Annotated in this window: 14 protein-coding genes and 2 tRNA genes; 9 read left to right on the top strand and 7 right to left on the bottom strand. The window is 46.9% G+C overall.

The genetic code is table 11. The features are described 5' to 3' along the window. Positions 1-465, bottom strand: coding sequence for a ribosome assembly cofactor RimP (gene rimP, locus H6A28_RS02090; protein ID WP_204474498.1), 465 nt, complete (start codon positions 463-465; stop codon positions 1-3). 170 nt (positions 466-635) lie between these two features. Further along, positions 636-708 (bottom strand) — tRNA-Pro (locus tag H6A28_RS02085). Positions 709-871: 163 nt separating this feature from the next. Here H6A28_RS02085 and H6A28_RS02080 point away from each other — a divergent pair. Together H6A28_RS02080 and H6A28_RS02075 are read left to right on the top strand one after the other, a co-directional pair. After that, positions 872-944, top strand: a tRNA-Phe gene (locus H6A28_RS02080). Between the two features lie 307 nt (positions 945-1,251). Next, positions 1,252-1,944, top strand: coding sequence for a hypothetical protein (locus H6A28_RS02075; protein ID WP_204474500.1), 693 nt, complete (start codon positions 1,252-1,254; stop codon positions 1,942-1,944). Here the strand turns inward: H6A28_RS02075 and H6A28_RS02070 are convergent. The 5 genes from H6A28_RS02070 to aroQ all read right to left on the bottom strand — a co-directional run bounded on the left by H6A28_RS02070 (position 1,868) and on the right by aroQ (position 6,082). Beyond that, a complete protein-coding gene (locus H6A28_RS02070; RefSeq protein ID WP_204474501.1) occupies positions 1,868-3,097 on the bottom strand; it encodes an FtsX-like permease family protein in 1,230 nt (409 codons plus the stop codon). The genes H6A28_RS02075 and H6A28_RS02070 overlap by 77 nt on opposite strands. Positions 3,098-3,196: 99 nt before the next feature. Continuing rightward, positions 3,197-3,532, bottom strand: a complete 336-nt coding sequence (gene rbfA / locus H6A28_RS02065; protein ID WP_148328260.1) for a 30S ribosome-binding factor RbfA — start codon at positions 3,530-3,532, stop codon at positions 3,197-3,199. A 9-nt stretch (positions 3,533-3,541) separates the two neighbouring features. Beyond that, on the bottom strand, positions 3,542-4,180 hold the full coding sequence (locus tag H6A28_RS02060) for an O-methyltransferase (protein WP_204478686.1): 639 nt from the start codon (positions 4,178-4,180) through the stop codon (positions 3,542-3,544). A gap of 2 nt (positions 4,181-4,182) precedes the next feature. Further along, positions 4,183-5,643 carry a pyruvate kinase gene (pyk, locus tag H6A28_RS02055; protein WP_204478685.1) on the bottom strand — a complete coding sequence of 487 codons (1,461 nt, stop codon included), beginning with the start codon at positions 5,641-5,643 and terminating at the stop codon, positions 4,183-4,185. 10 nt (positions 5,644-5,653) lie between these two features. After that, positions 5,654-6,082, bottom strand: coding sequence for a type II 3-dehydroquinate dehydratase (aroQ, locus tag H6A28_RS02050; protein ID WP_204474505.1), 429 nt, complete (start codon positions 6,080-6,082; stop codon positions 5,654-5,656). A gap of 66 nt (positions 6,083-6,148) precedes the next feature. On the opposite strand from aroQ, the gene xerD reads away from it, so the two are divergent. The 7 genes from xerD (at position 6,149) to ndk (ending at position 14,956) form a co-directional block, all read left to right on the top strand. Continuing rightward, positions 6,149-7,063 (top strand): site-specific tyrosine recombinase XerD, encoded by a 915-nt coding sequence (gene xerD, locus H6A28_RS02045; protein WP_204478684.1) that lies wholly within the window; start codon positions 6,149-6,151, stop codon positions 7,061-7,063. Positions 7,064-7,202: 139 nt separating this feature from the next. Further along, positions 7,203-8,879: a tetratricopeptide repeat protein gene (locus H6A28_RS02040; protein ID WP_204478683.1), complete on the top strand. Its 1,677-nt coding sequence runs from the start codon at positions 7,203-7,205 to the stop codon at positions 8,877-8,879. 137 nt (positions 8,880-9,016) lie between these two features. Further along, positions 9,017-10,036: a thioredoxin-like domain-containing protein gene (locus tag H6A28_RS02035; RefSeq protein WP_239465223.1), complete on the top strand. Its 1,020-nt coding sequence runs from the start codon at positions 9,017-9,019 to the stop codon at positions 10,034-10,036. 23 nt (positions 10,037-10,059) lie between these two features. Beyond that, positions 10,060-11,598, top strand: a complete 1,539-nt coding sequence (locus tag H6A28_RS02030; RefSeq protein ID WP_204474512.1) for a YifB family Mg chelatase-like AAA ATPase — start codon at positions 10,060-10,062, stop codon at positions 11,596-11,598. A gap of 153 nt (positions 11,599-11,751) precedes the next feature. After that, positions 11,752-13,683: a tetratricopeptide repeat-containing sensor histidine kinase gene (locus H6A28_RS02025; protein ID WP_204478681.1), complete on the top strand. Its 1,932-nt coding sequence runs from the start codon at positions 11,752-11,754 to the stop codon at positions 13,681-13,683. Positions 13,684-13,731: 48 nt separating this feature from the next. Next, a complete protein-coding gene (locus tag H6A28_RS02020; RefSeq protein ID WP_204478680.1) occupies positions 13,732-14,379 on the top strand; it encodes a response regulator in 648 nt (215 codons plus the stop codon). 100 nt (positions 14,380-14,479) lie between these two features. After that, positions 14,480-14,956: a nucleoside-diphosphate kinase gene (gene ndk, locus H6A28_RS02015; RefSeq protein WP_204474518.1), complete on the top strand. Its 477-nt coding sequence runs from the start codon at positions 14,480-14,482 to the stop codon at positions 14,954-14,956. Positions 14,957-15,016: the final 60 nt, after the last annotated feature.

Below are 15,016 nucleotides of genomic sequence, written 5' to 3'. Positions count from 1 at the left end.
TTATTTAAAGCTAATTAAGTATTTGGTGTATTTTATCTCATCATACGTAAAGGTTACATTCTGCTCCACCAGCTTCGGACGCTTAGCGCCTTCCGGCTTGATTTTTACCTCCACCGTAACCGTGAAATTTTCTTCATTGGCATCTGCCAGCACACCGGTCCACTTTTTCCCGGTCTTGTCCATCACTTCGACCTCGCATCCCACATGGGCCTGATACTGCTGCAGGACTTTAAACGGCTGCCCGATTCCTGCTGAACCGACTTCCAGTTCGTAGTCTTCTTCACGACTTAATTTTGACTCGATGTAACGGCTCAATTCCACGCAGTCGTCTATCCATACGCCTTCTGCATGATCTATTTCCACTACAATCTTGTCATCCGGACTTACACTCACGTCAACCAGGAAATAGCTTTTGTCTGCCAGCCATTCCTCTACAATCCGAGCTACAACGTTTTTATCTATCATGTATAAACTATTAAGAACAAAAAAAGGAGCTTAATCGCCCCTCCCCTTTTCATCCAATCACTTGCAAAGATATAAATAATCTCATGTCACACAAAATAATAACTGAATTATTTACATCGGGGAGGAGTATGAAAAAGCGGCAAATGATATGAATCATCTGCCGCTCTTCGTCGGAATGAGGCGACTCGAACGCCCGACCCCTACGTCCCGAACGTAGTGCGCTACCAACTGCGCTACATTCCGATTGCAACGTTTATTTGTCGTTTGCGGTTGCAAAGGTAGACATATTTTTAATACCTGCAAAAGAAAACATGATTTTTTTCATAAAAAATTATTTTTTCTCATTTTCACCCCGTTTATTTTGGAGATTCAAGTTTTTGACCTATCTTTGCACACGCAAAACCACGGTGCCATAGCTCAGTTGGTAGAGCAAAGGACTGAAAATCCTTGTGTCACTGGTTCGATTCCCGTTGGCACCACTTCCGCTCCCGGTTCTCATTGAGAATCGGGAGTTTTTTATCCCTATACCCAATTAGCCTACCTCGTCCTGCTTCCAAATCTCACCAGTTCTGCATAAAATTACAACATTAAGTCTACATAAGTCTACAGAGGTCTACATAAGTCTACAAAGCCTCGGCACATCTTCTTATATTCGCACTGGAAATTTTGATGTTTCCCACCAAGGAAACGTACGTTTTCCACAAGAGAAACGTATGTCTTCCGTGCGGGAATCCTACGTTTCCGCCTGCGAAAACATAAAAAACAATTATACATATCATCAAAACCATGGAAGCACAATATGATTTTCTTCCCGTACCGGGAACAAAGAACGAAGACAAGAACCCGAAGCTTTATCCGAAACTCGTAACCAGAGGGGCTGTACCCTTCAGTGAAATCATCCGGCAGATAGCCCGTTCTTCCGGATTCAAGGAAGGCACAGTCATCGGGGTGATGGAGGAAGTGGAAAAATGGACGGCTTACTACATCGCCCATGGGGAATCGGTGGAGATAGGCCACATGGCCTACGCTGTGGCCAACCTGAAAACGGAAAAGGAAGTGACCGACGAGGGCGAGATACATGCACAAAGTGTCCGCTTTGACAAAGTGAGGTTCCGCACCGCCAAAAACTTCAACCAGCGATGCCGCGGACAAGAACTCTCACGGGCCAAAGCCGGATGGAAGTTTCAGCAAAGTTCCGCACGCTACACGGAACAGGAACGACTGGGCCTGGTCATAGAATACCTAAAACAGTACCCGTTCATCACACGGACAAAGTACGGAGAACTGACCGGGCTACAGAAGTCGAAGGCCTGGAAAGACCTGAGCAAATGGGTAAAGGAAAAGAAACTGGACACGCAGGGAAGAGCGCCCCACAAAATCTATGTGCTTTTCACCGGACAGCTTATTTCGACAGCAGACGGCGGCTCAGGTAGCGCACCGGATACCACACCGACAGAAAGCCTACCGCCAACACGGTAACAAACACCAGCACCACGTCCTGCCAGTGTACGCTGACCGGATAAGCATCGACAATGAAACTGCCGGAAGCCCCCAGTGAAATCAATCCGAAGGTCTGCTGCAACCAGCAAAGCCATACGCCCAGCACGATACCTGCCACAGCCCCGATAAAGGAAATCAAACGCCCTTCGAACAGAAACACACGCACAATCTGCCGATCACTGGCACCTAAGTTGCGGAGGGTGACCACATCGTCACGCTTGTCGATGATGAGCATGGACAGGGAACCGATGACATTGAAACAGGCAATCATCAGGATAAAGGTGAGAAAGAGATAGGAAATGAATTTCTCGATTTTCATGATGCGGAACGTATCGGCCTGCTGTTCGTAACGGTCGAGCACACGGAAGCGTTCACCCAACTGTTTCTCCAACTTGCGCTTGAAGGCATCTACATCGGTGCCCGGCTTCAGCTTCAGGTTGACGGCACTGACTTCGGTGGTGTACTGAAACAGTTTGCGGGCAAACTGCAAAGAGGTAATAATATAAGACCCGTCGTATTTCTCCTGATTCACGGCAAACACCAGTCCGGAAGAGAACAGATTACCTCCGGTGAAGGAGGCAGCCGGATTGGCCATGTTCACCTTGGCCCCACGCTTGGGGGCATACACCTCCAGCGGGTCGAGGAAACGGATACCGGTGCCCAGATTGGCCAGCAACTGCACGCCGGGAATGGCATAGTCCGCCACCTCGTCGTGAAGCAGCAGGTCTCCTTTTCCAAAAAGAATGGTATCAAGCGGAGTCAGCTCGGTGAAATTATCTTCCATTCCCTTGATAACCGCCATGGCCTGCCGCCCCTGATACTGCACCAGGGCATTGTCTTCCAGCGACTCACACACCAAGGCCACTTCGGGCATCTTCCGGAGGGCCACAATGAACTTGTCCTGTCCGTCGAACACCTTTCCGGCAGCCGGCACGACTTTCAGCTCCGGATCGAAAGCGGTAAAAAGATTCGAAACCAGGTCCTGAAAACCGTTGAACACGGACAAGGTACACACCAAAGCCAGGGTAGCTAACGCCACTCCGCACACCGAAATGCCGGAAATCACATTGATGGCATTGTGCGACTTCTTGGAAAACAAATAACGCCGGGCTATGTAAAAAGGGAAATTCACCGTTATACCTTATTTATTATGGATAAAATAAAAACCCACAGAAGCTACAGGACCTACCGCGCACTCTTCTGTGAGCATTTACTCGTATCTTACATGTAATTATTTCTTCAACAATTCGTCAATCTTCTCCGCATAATCCAGCGAATCGTCCACAAAGAACTTCAGCTCCGGAATGATGCGCAACTGATGGCGTACGCGGTTACCGAGTTCAAAGCGGATGGACTTCATGTTGGCATTGATGTTCTTCACAATCTCTTCACTTCTCTCCGAAGGGAAGACACTCAGGTATGCACGCGCATAACTCATATCGGGACTGATGCGGACAATGCTGACCGAAACCAGCACGCCCGGCATGGACTTGGTCTGCAAAAGGAAAATCTCGCTCAGTTCCTTCTGAATGAGGCGGGCAATCTTGTTTTGTCTGGTTGTTTCCATATTACTTCTTTATTTTTTACGTATGATAGTCAGACCGTCGCGCAAAGGCAGGATCACTTTCTCCACCCGTGTATCAGCAGCCACCAGGTCGTTGAACTTCTTGATGCCGATGGTCTGCGTGTCGGTGTGATGCGGCTCCTCGAGCACATGTCCATCCCACAGAGTGTTGTCGGCGATGATGTAGCCGCCGGAATGCATTTTTTTTAGAATCATCTCGTAGTATTCCACATAAAAACGCTTGTTCCCGTCGACAAAGGCCAGGTCGAACACAATGTCCATCTCGGGCACCATCTGCAAAGCGTCTCCGATATAAAACCGGATTTTATCGGCATATGGGGAATTTTCCAACCACGGACGGGTGAAGTCTTCCTGCTCGTCGTTGATCTCGAAAGTGTGGAGCATGGCTCCGTCTTCCAGACCTTCTGCCAGACAAAGTGCAGAGTATCCGCTGTAAGTACCTATCTCAAGCACCTGCTTCGGACGTATCATCTGCACGAACATCTTCAGCATTCTTCCCTGCAAGTGACCCGAAGCCATACGGGGACGCAGGAGTTTCACGTGCGTCGCCCGGTACAGCGCTTTCAGGTAGTCACTTTCTTCATCGATATGCTGAAGAATGTATTCATCGAGCGCGTCTGTCTCTTTCATGATTACAAGTAACGGTTACGGTTGGGCAACACGTAATCTTCTGCGCTTTTCAGCACGTCGCCCACCTGATTGATTTCAAGGAAGGAAGTGTGAGTTCCCTGTTTACCACCGCTCAAGTAAGCCACCATTTCATTTTCTGACAGCACGCCGTCGTTGATCAGCTTGCGCAGAGCAGTGAAGTAGTATTCCTGTCCGTTGGCCTTTTCCGGCATGTAGATAGCTTCCACACCGTATGACAATGCCAGGTGACGCATGGTTTTTTCCTTGTAGCAGATAGCCAACACCGGATATTTGCCACGGAAAGCAGCCAGGTTACGGGCAGTCAGACCACTGAAGCTGTCGGTAATGATGGCGCGAATCGGCATCAGGTTCGTAGCACGTACCGCCTGCTTAGCCAGGAAGCTGGTTACGTCGGTATTGGCCGGAGTCAAAGGAATAGGAATATCGTTTTCTTCCATTTTGTCTTTTTCAGCCTGGGCTGCAATCTTCGCCATAGTCTTCACGGCTTCTACCGGATACTTACCGTAAGCTGTTTCGCCACTCAGCATCAGGGCATCAGTACGGTAGTAGATAGCATTGGCGATATCGGTTACCTCGGCACGAGTCGGACGCGGGTTGTTAATCATGGTGTGCAGCATCTGCGTAGCCACAATGACCGGTTTCTTAGCCAGGATACATTTCTTAATCAAGATACGCTGGATACCCGGGATACGTTCCTGCGGCACTTCGATACCCAGGTCACCACGAGCTACCATCACGCCGTCGGCCACTTCCAGGATTTCGTCGATGTTGTCTACACCTTCCTGGTTTTCAATCTTGGCAATAATCTTGATATCGCTGTGGTGTGCATCCAGAATCTCACGGATGTCCAACACATCCTGACGGTTGCGCACGAAAGAGTGAGCGATAAAGTCGATGTCCTTTTCGATGGCGTAAAGAATATTGTTGCGGTCTTTTTCTGTCAGTGAAGGCAGGTTGATGCGTACGCCCGGCACGTTCACACTCTTGCGACTTCCCAGTGTGGCATCGTTGCACACTTCACAGAACAGTGTATCTTCGTTCTTGTCAACAACTTCCAGTTCCAGTTCGCCGTCGTCCATCAGCACCTTGGCACCTACAGACAGGTCGTGTACAAATCCCGGATAAGTCACTGCAATGCATTCGCGTGTGGTTTCCTGTTCCGGTTTTCCCACAATACGTACTTTATCACCCGTCTTGAATTCAATCGGGCCTTCCGCACTGGCCGTAGTACGCACTTCCGGTCCTTTGGTGTCCATCAGGATACCGATACGATTGGAAACGGTACGCACATTATTAATCAACTTTTCGAAACCTTCGCGGCTGGCATGTGCCGTATTCATACGAACCACATTCATACCTGCATTAAAAAGGTCTCTGATAAAATCTACTTCGCAGCGCAAGTCCGAGATGGACGCAACGATCTTTGTTTGTTTAAGCATCATAATAAATATATTATAATTTGTTATTGACTAAAAAGGACTCTACGGCCAGACGATAGGAATCCAGGCCAAAGCCGCAGATAACGCCCACACAGGCGCAGGAAATCATGGATTTGTGACGAAACTCTTCCCGTTTGTGTACATTCGAAATGTGAACCTCCACGACTGGAGTAGTCACTGCACGGATGGCATCCTGAAGAGCGATGGAAGTATGGGTATAAGCACCCGCATTGAGTACAATGCCGTCGTACGAAAAACCAATTTCATGAATTTTGTTGATCAGCTCCCCTTCTACATTCGATTGGTAATACGCAAATTCAACCGACGGATACTTTTCTTTTAACTTTTCCAGATAACTTTCAAAAGATTCTGCTCCATAAATGGAAGGCTCCCGTTTGCCTAACAGATTAATGTTCGGGCCATTGATTATTTGTATTTTCATCTGTTTACTTCTGCTGAACTTTTAATACTTTTGTAGAAGAATTTGGCGCAAAGATACGAAAAAGAAATGAAAAAGGCCGATAAAAAAAACATAATAATAAAGTATAAGCAATACTTGAAGCTGGAAAAGTCACTCTCAGCCAATACGGTAGAGGCCTATCTCACGGATTTGGACAAGCTGTTTGCCTTCCTGGAACTGGAAGGCATCGACTTCAGCGACGTCACACTGGAAAACCTGGAGACGTTCTCGGCCGGACTTCGCGACATCGGCATCCATCCCCGCTCACAGGCCCGGATCCTGTCGGGCATCCGCTCCTTTTTCCGCTTTCTGGTACTCGACGGATACCTCGAACAAGACCCGTCCGAATTGCTGGAGTCACCGCAGATAGGCAAGCATCTGCCCGATGTGCTGAGCGTAGAAGAAATTGACAATCTGATAGGGGCCATCGACCGTACCTCACGCGAGGGACAACGCAACCGGGCCATCTTGGAAACCCTCTACAGCTGCGGACTGCGTGTATCAGAATTATGTAACCTCAAGCTTTCGGATTTGTACCTGAAGGAAAAATTCATCCGGGTGGAAGGAAAAGGCAGCAAGCAACGACTGGTACCTATTTCTTCACGCGCCATCCATGAACTGGAATTATATTTCGCCGACCGAAACCAAGGACTTATCAAGTCAGGCTACGAGGACTTCGTGTTCATCAGCCGGTTCGGGAAGAATATCTCCCGCATCATGGTATTTCACATCATCAAGGAACTGGCCGCACAAATCGGACTGAAAAAGGCCATCAGCCCACACACCTTCCGCCACTCATTTGCTACCCATCTGCTGGAAGGAGGAGCCAACCTGCGGGCCATCCAATGCATGCTGGGGCATGAAAGTATCGGTACCACTGAAATCTACACGCACCTCGACCGCAGACGGCTGCGGCAGGAAATCCTGGAGCATCACCCGCGTAATTTACATAAAAATGAATAAAATCCCCACTTTTTAAGCTTTTTTCCCAATGATTCTTCAAAAAAAAACGGATAAAGATTAACACATAAGGGAGTTTTTCTTATCTTTGCCCCAAATATGAATGGAATTATTCATTTATACAAACTAAATATTTAACATCATGATTAAGAAGTTGTATTTGCCGTTAGTGGCATTGTTAGTCCTTGCTTTCTCTTCATGTAGCAAGATGGGCGAATTGTCTCCTGACTACTTCACAACCAACCCTGAAGTGTTGGAAGCTATTGGTGGTAAGGTGCCTGTAACCATTACAGGTAAATTCCCGGAAAAATACTTCAAGAAAAACGCAACTGTAGAAGTCACTCCGGTTTTGAGATGGGATGGCGGCGAAGCTAAAGGTCAGCCGGCTACATTCCAGGGTGAAAAAGTACAAGGTAACGACCAGACTATCTCTTACAAGACTGGTGGTACTTATACAATGAAGGCCGTTTTCGACTATGTTCCTGAAATGGCTAAATCTGAACTTTACTTGGATTTCAAAATCAAGAAAGGTAGCAAAGAATACACTATTCCTTCTGTAAAGATTGCTGATGGTGTAATCGCTACTTCAGAACTTCCGACTGTAAACTCAGCTAACGCTGCTTACGCTCCGGATGCATTCCAGCGTATCATCAAACAGGCTAAAGAAGCTCAGATCATGTTCTTGATCCAGCAAGCTAACCTGCGTGCCAGCGAATTGAAGTCAGACAGCTTGAAAGCATTCCACAAACAAGTGGTTACTGTAGCTGGTGACACTAAGAACTACAAGCTGAACAACATCGAAATTTCTGCTTACGCTTCACCTGATGGTGGTGTTGAACTGAACACTACACTGGCTGAAAATCGTCAGAACAATACTGAAAAGTATATGAACCAGCAGTTGAAGAAAGGTAAGATTGAAACTGAAGTCGATACTAAATACACTGCTCAGGACTGGGATGGTTTCCAGGAATTGGTTTCTAAATCAAACATCCAGGATAAAGACCTGATCTTGCGTGTGCTTTCTATGTACAGCGATCCGGAACAGCGCGAAACTGAAATCAAGAACATTTCTTCAGTTTACAAGACTTTGGCTGACGAAATCCTGCCGCAGTTGCGTCGTGCTCGCTTGACTGCTAACTACGATGTAATCGGACGTAGCGACGAAGAAATCAACGCTGCATTTGATACTGACGCTAAGGTATTGAGCAACGAAGAATTGCTGTATGCTGCTACTCTGACTAACGACAACGCTCGTAAAGAAGCTATCTACAAGAAAACTGTAGAATTGTATCCGAACGACTATCGTGCTTACAACAACTTGGGTATGATGGCTTACGCTAACGGTGACCTCGCTTCTGCTGAAAACTACTTCAAACAGGCTGCAAGCAAGAGCGCTAACGCTGCTGAAGTAAACACTAACCTTGGTTTGATTGAATTGACTAAGGGTAATGTAGCTAACGCTGAAACTTACTTGAGCAAGTCAACTGGTGCTAACACTGCTAACGAAGCTCTGGGTAACTTGTACATCAAACAAGGTCAGTATGACCGCGCTGTACAGGCATTCGGTGACACTAAGACTAACTCAGCTGCTTTGGCTCAGATCTTGGCTAAAGACTACAACAAAGCTAAATCTACTCTGTCTGCAGTGAAGAACCCGGACGCTTACACTAACTACCTGATGGCTATTGTAGGTGCTAGAACAAACAACGCTGACTTGGTTAAGAGCAGCATGGACAAAGTAAAACAGCAGGATGCTACTTTGGCTGCTAAAGCTCAGAACGACCGCGAATTTGCAAAATATACAAACGAAATTAAGTAATCCAATAAATTACAATTCAAGAACCGGAGTCACTTCAAGTGATTCCGGTTTTTTTATGGCCTGACCGGAAAGAATAGGAAAAACATGCAAGATTATAGGATGAAAATATGTATTTTCGCATAAATAAAATTCCGTTTATGAAAAAATTATACTTGCTTCTCTTTTCAGTCTATCTGCTGTTCTGTCTGGATTCTTGTAAACAAAACCAAGAATTTGAACTGAAAGGCGAACTGGAAGGCTTTACTTCCACCATGATTTTAGTGGTCCATGATGACCCGGAAGCCAAGCTGGACACCATCTACCCAAGAGACGGCAAGTTCATTTATACCTTTACCCCTGATACGATAAGCACCTTCCGCCTGGTCAACGATTCAGGAAAAATAATACCCATTTTTGCCGACAAAGGCTGGCAAGTTTCTCTAAAAGGAAACTTCACCCACCCAGAAATTCAGGGTGACGGTCCCAATAACGAACTCCAGGAATTCCGGCAGAGTATTCAAACTCTCAAAGATCAGGTCCAAATCAGACGGCAGGCACAAACATTCATTCAAAATCATCCGGCCTCATATGCCTCTGCCTATATCTTGTGGCAATATTTCAGCCAGACCGAACAACCTGACCTAACTCTCATTGCTAAGCTGGCCGAGCCTCTGAGCGGGAAAGTAAAAGACTGCAGAATACTCAATGAGATATTGCAAAAAATGCCCGACAAAGAAAAAAACGGCACTACCTATCTGAACTACATTTCGGTGAAGAAAAGAAACGGAGAGTACCTGTCATGGAGCAGCAGCAACCAGAAACAATATTCCTTGCTTAATTTCTGGGCCAGCTGGGACAAAGAAAGCCTGAACCTCAAAGATTCCTTGTATGCCTTGTGCCAACGGTCGCTCAAAAAAGATTTCAGAGTCATCAACTTTTCGTTAGATTACCAAAAGACAGAATGGCTAAGAAATACAGAAAAAGACAATGAACAATGGATTGAAATCTGTGACTACAAAGGATGGAATACCCCAGCCTTAAAGCAACTGCAGGTAGGGAACCTTCCATTCAATGTCTTGGTAGACCGTAACCGGAAAATCTTGGGACGTAACCTTTACGGGAAAGAACTGGAAGAAAAGCTGGAAGCCTTGACGGCAGAAAGCAAAGAACAAAAATAACACGCCTCTTAAAATAACCTTAAATGCTAGTAAAACTCTTCGGCGCTGCGGTACAAGGAATTGATGCGACGATTGTCACCATTGAAGTAAATTGTTCCCGCGGTATAAAATTTTATTTAGTGGGACTCCCCGACTCTGCCGTAAAGGAGAGTCACGAACGAATTGTATCCGCCTTGCAGGTGAACGGATACAAATTCCCGACACGGCAGATTGTGGTCAATATGGCACCAGCAGACATCCGGAAAGAAGGAGCTTCGTATGACCTTCCACTGGCCATCGGCATTCTGGCGGCCAATGAAACCATCTCAGCTGAACACCTGGCAGATTATCTGATTATAGGAGAACTGAGCTTGGACGGCAGCCTGCAACCCATCAAAGGGGCCCTCCCCATTGCCATCGCCGCCCGCCAACAAGGATTTAAAGGCATCATTCTGCCACAACAGAATGCTTCGGAAGCAGCGGTCGTAAACAACCTGACCGTCTATGGCGTGAAACGAATCACAGAAGTAGTCGATTTCCTGAACGGTACATGCACCTTACAACCCACCATTGTACACACCCGAGAAGAATTCTATAAACATCAGTCTACTTTCCCGTTCGATTTTGCTGAAGTAAAAGGACAGGAGAATGTGAAACGGGCCCTTGAAGTAGCTGCTGCCGGTGGGCACAATGTACTGCTCATCGGAGCCCCTGGAAGCGGGAAATCCATGATGGCCAAACGCCTGCCCAGCATCCTCCCCCCTCTTTCCTTGGGAGAAAGTCTGGAAACCACGAAAATTCATTCGGTAGCCGGGAAGCTGAAGAAAGGTTCTTCCCTTATTGCGACCCGACCGTTTCGCAGCCCACACCATACCATCTCACAAGTGGCCATGGTGGGAGGAGGAGCCACGCCTCAACCCGGAGAAATCAGTCTGGCCCACAACGGAGTGTTGTTTCTTGACGAGCTCCCAGAATTCAGCCGCAGTGTACTGGAAGTACTCCGACAACCGCTGGAAGACCACCGAATCACCATTTCAAGAGCCAAATATACCTTGGAATATCCGGCGAATTTCCAACTTATCGCGTCCATGAATCCCTGCCCATGTGGCTATTATAACCATCCGACACGTCCCTGCGTATGCACTCCAGGACAAGTACAGCGCTACCTGAACAAAATTTCGGGCCCTCTGCTCGACCGTATCGACATCCAAGTAGAAATTGTACCTGTACCCTTTGAAGAAATAGCCAAGAATACCCCCAGTGAAAGCAGCGCCGCCATCCGGGAAAGGGTGATCCGCGCCAGACAAATACAAGCCCAGCGCTTTGCCGACCAACCAGGCATCTACAGCAATGCCCAGATGACGCCCAAGCTGTTGCATCGCTATGCCCAACCTGACGCATCCGGTCTGAATCTTTTACGAGCCGCCATGAACCGCCTGAACCTTTCCGCCCGCGCATACGACCGCATTCTGAAAGTCTCCCGTACCATCGCCGACCTGGAGAACTGTTCTGACATTCGCCCTGAGCACCTGGCCGAAGCCATCAGCTACCGCAACCTGGACCGTGAAAACTGGGCAGGATAGGATTCCACAACGCTGCAGACTATACGAATAATTATTCATGCCCTTTTCACACCATCAATCGTCTTGTCATTCGCCAGCACAAGATTTCCTACAAATTTTCTTGTAAATTCCACAAAAAGGATTTATTTTAGACAAGTCACCAACACCATTCTCATGAAAAGAACAGTCTTCTCGCTCCTAATCATGTTATGGGGAGCCACTGCATGCCTTCATGCACAAACAGAGACCGGCACCATCGACAGCCTGAAACAGCAAATCCAATTAGCTGAAAAGCAACAAACTTCACGGGAAAAACTGACTGAATTATATCAGTCACTCGGAGCAGAGTATGAGACTTTGAACCACGATTCGTCGTACCATTATCTGCAAAAAGGACTTGCTCTTTATCCGCAACCTGCATTCCACGAGGAAGGCTATCTGCAACTGGTTAACTCCTTGGCCAATTACTGGTTCATGGAGGGCAAAATGGAACAAGCCAAAGAAACATTTAAAACCGTTGCTGCCCATGCATGCAAACTTAAGGAAAGACAATACGATCTGGAAGGAGTCGTAGAATCTTCCATCGGGGTCTGCTATCGGAAATTAGGAATGTTCGATTCTGCTGTATATCATTATAACCGAGCCATTGATTTCTGTAAAAAAGCTGGGAAGCCAGAAGACGTGTCTTCTACCTATTACAACATTGGAGTACTTTACCATCTCCACAAGCGGTATGAAGAAGCATTGACACAAGGCCTTCTGTCAGCCGAGTATGCCCGGAAAGCCCACGATGAACTCATGGAACTCTACGCCAACAGCCTCGTCGGCGCCAGCTATAGTAAACTGGGGAAATACGAGGAAGCATGCCACATCCTTAAGACCAATATTCACAAGGCTCTGGCCATCCAGCAACCTTTGCTGGCTATGGGCTCCCTTTGCCCCTTGCTCAGCACCTATCAGTTATGGAACAAGAAAGATTCCGTCCGGACGGTCTTGCGAAAAGGAGAAGAACTCATCCGGCAAATACCTCGAAACAGTCCGACCGCTCTTGAATTCTACAGCACACAGGCCAGTCTTTACCAATGGATAGGAGAATATCAGAAAAGTCTCCAAATACTAACCGACAATCCCTTGATTCAGACGCAGGTGCCCTACGACAAGTTCCATACCCTCCTTGCCCGCAACTACGAAGGGCTGGGCAACTATCAGAAAGCATTCGAGCACCTGCAAGACGTATGCGTGTACCAAGACTCCATCTTCAATGGAACCATCAAGGACGAGCTATCAGAGCTGAACGAAAAGCTCCGGGTGAGTGACAAAGAGCTGAAAATAGCCCGCTTGGAAAAAGAGCAAGTGCAGGAAAAGGAAATCCGTCTGCGAAACACGGTTTATTTCAGCAGTGTCATCTTCCTGCTGCTGGTAATGATCTTCATTCTCCTCCATAAACGGAAATTACAAAAAAAGGAAACAGAACTGGTTGCCGCCCAACAATACATTGAAGGACTGGAAAACGAACGCAAACGGCTGGCCAAAGACCTACACGACGGCGTATGCAACGACCTGTTAGGAGCCATCCTGCAGATACAGCAACAGACCTCTTCGGAAGCACTCAAGATATTCACTCTCCACACTTTGGAAGAGATACGGAGCAGTGTACGAGCCATCTCTCATGAACTGATGCCCCCTAACTTCCAGTTTGCCAATTTAAACGAAATGCTGGCCGATTATTTCTCCAAAATGCAAGAGATATCCGGGGTTATCATCCACTACGTACCCCATCCGCAAATCAACTGGTTGCATATCTCAGAATATATCGGATATGAAATCTACCGCATCCTGCAAGAAACAATCGGCAATGTGTTGAAACATGCTCATGCAAGCTTCATCCACATTCAGCTGAATGAACAGGACGGAGAACTGCGTATCGACGTACAACACGACGGACAATGGGAGCAGCCGACAGAGCCCGCCAAAGGTATTGGACTACGCACCATCCATGACCGTCTGAAAACAATAGGAGGAAATTATGAACTGAAAACCCAGGGAAAACAAATAAGCATGCATATCCAAGTACACCTCCATGGAAAAAATCACGGTTTCCGGTGAGATGCGTTTCAATGAATCTCTTTTTCTTTGCAATATAAAAATATCCGCATGACAGGCACAAAAGCAAATATCCTATTAGTCGATGACCATAGCCTTATATTGCAAGGTATCCGACATGTCATCTCACAGATGTCAGAAATAGATAAGGTGTGCACCGCCTCTTCAGGCGCAGAAGCCCTGTCACTGATAAACAGACAACCTTTCAATCTGTATGTGCTGGATGTGGAACTGCCTGATACCAACGGATTCGACCTGATAGAAAAAATCCAACAAAAATATCCAGACGCCCGGATTCTGATCAATACCATGCACGAAGAGATATGGATACTTAAAAGACTGACCAAATCTCCTATCCACGGAGCCATATTAAAATCGGCCGATATCCACGAACTCACATTGGCCATCCAGACCATTCTGAAAGGCGGAAACTACCTCTGCAAACGATTCAAATCTATTTTAAACCGTCTGCAAGCAGAAGAGCAACTGAAGGAACAGCTTACGTTACGAGAGATGGAAGTGCTGCAAGCTATTGCCAAAGGATATAATACGAGAGAAATTGCGGATCTGCTCCATGTATCCGGCAACACCATCGAATCACACCGTAAAAGCCTCATGAGCAAGCTGGAAGCCAAAAATGCCGTCGATCTTGTACTGAAGGCCATCCATTTAGGCATCATCCCCTTGGATTGCAAATGATTCCCACAAAAAATCAGCAGTTTATGCAGACAACTATTCATTTTTCGTTATATTTGAGGACGTAAAGAAATCTTTGTATCACCTTAAAAATACACGAACTATGAGTTTGGAAAGAACACTCGTTATCCTGAAACCCAGCGCCGTACAGCGCGGGCTTATCGGGGAAATCACCCATCGTTTTGAACGGAAGGGCCTGCGATTGGCCGGAATGAAAATGATGCAACTCACGGAAGACCTGCTCAACGAACATTATGCTCATCTGGCCGGGAAACCTTTTTTCCCTCGCGTAAAGGCTTCCATGATGGCATGCCCCGTCATTGTATGCTGCTACGAGGGAGTCGACGCCATCCAAGTGGTACGTTCCATGACAGGAGCCACCAACGGGCGAGTAGCCGTTCCGGGTACAATCCGTGGAGATTATTGTGTCAGTTCACAGGAAAATATCGTTCATACATCCGATTCACCTAAAACGGCCGCAGAAGAAATCGCACGTTTCTTCAAGCCCGAAGAGTTGTTTGAATATGATAGAGCCATTGTCGACTTTCTCTATTATCCAGAAGAATACAAGCTTACCTAAGGGTAGAACAAAAAAACGTGACAGTCATACACTGCCACGTTTTTTATACCTTAAATCTTT

Source organism: Bacteroides mediterraneensis (assembly GCF_016900355.1).
GTDB lineage: Bacteria > Bacteroidota > Bacteroidia > Bacteroidales > Bacteroidaceae > Phocaeicola.
Note: the sequence above shows the minus strand (reverse complement) of the source record. Positions and strands in the feature narration are given on the sequence as shown.